Annotated in this window: 3 protein-coding genes; all 3 read left to right on the top strand. The window is 68.5% G+C overall.

Annotated elements, in window-relative coordinates; translation table 11 throughout:
• Window positions 1–581 precede the first annotated feature (581 nt).
• Window positions 582–860 (top strand): hypothetical protein, encoded by a 279-nt coding sequence (locus tag DK254_RS21420; protein WP_109935385.1) that lies wholly within the window; start codon window positions 582–584, stop codon window positions 858–860.
• Window positions 861–962: 102 nt separating this feature from the next.
• Window positions 963–1,883, top strand: a complete 921-nt coding sequence (locus DK254_RS21415; RefSeq protein WP_109935384.1) for a bestrophin family protein — start codon at window positions 963–965, stop codon at window positions 1,881–1,883.
• A 17-nt stretch (window positions 1,884–1,900) separates the two neighbouring features.
• Window positions 1,901–2,473, top strand: a complete 573-nt coding sequence (locus DK254_RS21410; protein WP_109935383.1) for a flavin reductase family protein — start codon at window positions 1,901–1,903, stop codon at window positions 2,471–2,473.
• Window positions 2,474–2,553: the final 80 nt, after the last annotated feature.

Raw genomic sequence — 2,553 nt, 5'->3', positions numbered from 1 at the left:
CCCGCCCTGAAGGGAGAGGGGCTTGTCCGTGCCGGCTGAAAGCATGGCTTCAGCCGGACGCCGTAGTATCCAGCTAACTCCGAAATACCCGAACACTCCGAACGGTCCCCTCTCCCTTCAGGGAGAGGGTTAGGGAGAGGGCGCTCTTCAGCACAGGCACCGCCCCAGCCGGCAAGCACCGTTCGCGAGCAAGCTCGCTCCTACAAAAGCTCCACTCCCCTCCCGCACTCTGCGAAATTTCATACCCCAGCTTTCCATTGAGCCCCTACAAACCCCGCCGGTAGGCTCTGCCCGTCACGGTCACTGCCGTGACACGGGTGTAGCAACCTGTAGAGTCAGAGCGCGGTAGCCCCTTGCCTTCCCATGCACGGTGCTTTTCCCGCCAGCCCCTCAGGGGCACTCATGGCGGGCCGCTCGGGGCAGGCTTCGGCCTGGCCGGCTCTCTGGCTCCGGTTTGCTACCCCCGCGCGGCCCGCCTCCCTTTCCGGAGGGCGGTTCCTCACCCACTCGAGGAGCAATGGACATGCCACTTCCGGCCAACCGCGTGCATCGCCCTGCTGCCTCTCACCCGGAGGCAGACGATGCCTGACATGATCCCCCTCACCACCCTCTCCCAACCCCACGAGGACGTTCTCTACGTCAACCTCCAGGCCCCGGTCGAGCACCTGATGGGCACCGCCGAGCGCCGCCTGGAATCCCTCAGCGTGCTGCTGCGCCTGCTGGAGGACAGCGCCGACGAAATGCCCATGCCTGCCGGGGTGGCGCGCCTGTCCGCCAGCCTCGCGCCGCTGCTGGAGGAAGCGCGGCAGCTGTACGACCTGGCGGAGCGCAAGGCCCGGCAGGAGCAGGCCGGCGCCTGAGCCCCCGGCGGAGGGCACAGCGCCCTCCGCCTACCCCGCGCCACCAGGCGGGCATCTCGGCTATGATGCGCGCTCCCCGTGTACCCGCCTGGAAGCCCCCGCATGATCCTCCGCCCGCAAACCCCGACGCTCTGGGTGCTGCTGTTCTCCCTCAAGGGTTCGATCATCCCGGCCATCTGGCGCAAGGTGCTCTACACGGTGCTGCTCAGCTCGCTGGTGGTGGCCACCCACGGCACCCTCTACCACTACAAGGTGGTGATCACCTCCACGCCCTTCACCCTCTGGGGCCTGACCCTGGCGATCTTCCTGGGCTTCCGCAACAACGTGGCCTACCAGCGCTTCTGGGAGGCGCGCACGCTCTGGGGCGAGCTGCTGATCGTCTCGCGCAACCTGGCGCGGCAGAGCCTGTCGCTGCTGCCCGGCCTGGACGACGCCGGGCGCCGCCTGCTGGCCCAGCGCCTGGCCGCCTTCGCCTACGTGCTGCGCGACCAGTTGCGCGAGCGTCCGCAGAGCGAGGACGCCCGCCGCCTGCTCGGCAGCGAACTGGCCGACGCCCTGGCCCGCACGCCCGGCCCGGCCAACGCCCTGCTCGCCCGCCTGGGCCGCGACTTCGCCGAGGCAGGCCGGCGCGCGGGCGCCAACGACATGCTGCAGGCCAACATCGACCAGCAGGTCAGCCGCCTGTCCTACGTGCTCGGCGGCTGCGAGCGGATCAAGGGCACGCCCATCCCCTACCCCTACATCCTCATGCTGCACCGCATCGTCCACGTGTACTGCTTCCTGCTGCCGTTCTGCCTGGTCGACAGCATCGGCTGGTTCACCCCGCTGGCGGTGTGCGTGCTGGCCTACACCTTCTTCGGCCTGGACGCCCTGGGCGACCAGATCGCCGACCCGTTCGACACCCAGCCCAACGACCTGCCGCTGGACGCCATGAGCCGGCAGCTGGAGATCGCCGTCATGGAGATCCTCGGCGAGGCCGAGCTGCCGGCGCCGCTGGAGCCGGTCGACGGCCTGCTGCTCTGACCTTCGAGGAACCACCCATGAACCACCTGCAAGACGTCCCCCTGGCCAAGGCCTACCTGCTGCTCAACCACGGCCCCTCCACCCTGGTCACCAGCGAGCACGAGGGCGTGGCCAACGTGATGGCGGCGGCCTGGGTGATGCCGCTGGACTTCGACCCGCCCAAGCTGCTGCTGGTGCTGGACCGCAACACCTGGTCGCGGCACCTGGTGGAAGGCGCCGGCGCCTTCGTCATCCAGCTGCCGTCGCGGCGCCAGGCCGAACTGACCCTGGCGGTGGGCTCCAGCAACGGCGGCGAGCTGGACAAGTTCGCCCGCTTCGACATCGCCACCGCCCGCGCCCGCCAGGTGCAGGCGCCGATCGTCGAAGGCTGCCTGGCCTACCTGGAATGCAAGGTGATCGCCGAGCCGCACAACCAGGAGAAGTACGACCTGTTCATCGCCGAGGTGGTGGCGGCCTATGCGGACGAGCGGGTGTTCTCGAAGGGGCGCTGGCATTTCCCCGACGAGGAATCGCGGACCATTCATTACCAGGCCGGCGGGGCTTTCTTTGCGACAGGGGAGGCTTTTCAGGTGGTCAAGGCTGAGGCTTGAAGCAAGAGCCCCTCTCCCCAGCCCTCTCCCTGAAGGGAGAGGGGACTATCCTCTGCCAATCGAAGCATCAGCGCACGCCT

Origin of the sequence: Pseudomonas sp. RW407, assembly GCF_003176655.1 — a bacterium.
Taxonomy (GTDB): Bacteria; Pseudomonadota; Gammaproteobacteria; order Pseudomonadales; family Pseudomonadaceae; genus Pseudomonas; species Pseudomonas delhiensis.
The sequence above is the reverse complement of the archived record's forward strand: the minus strand, read 5'-3'. Positions and strand labels throughout refer to the sequence as shown.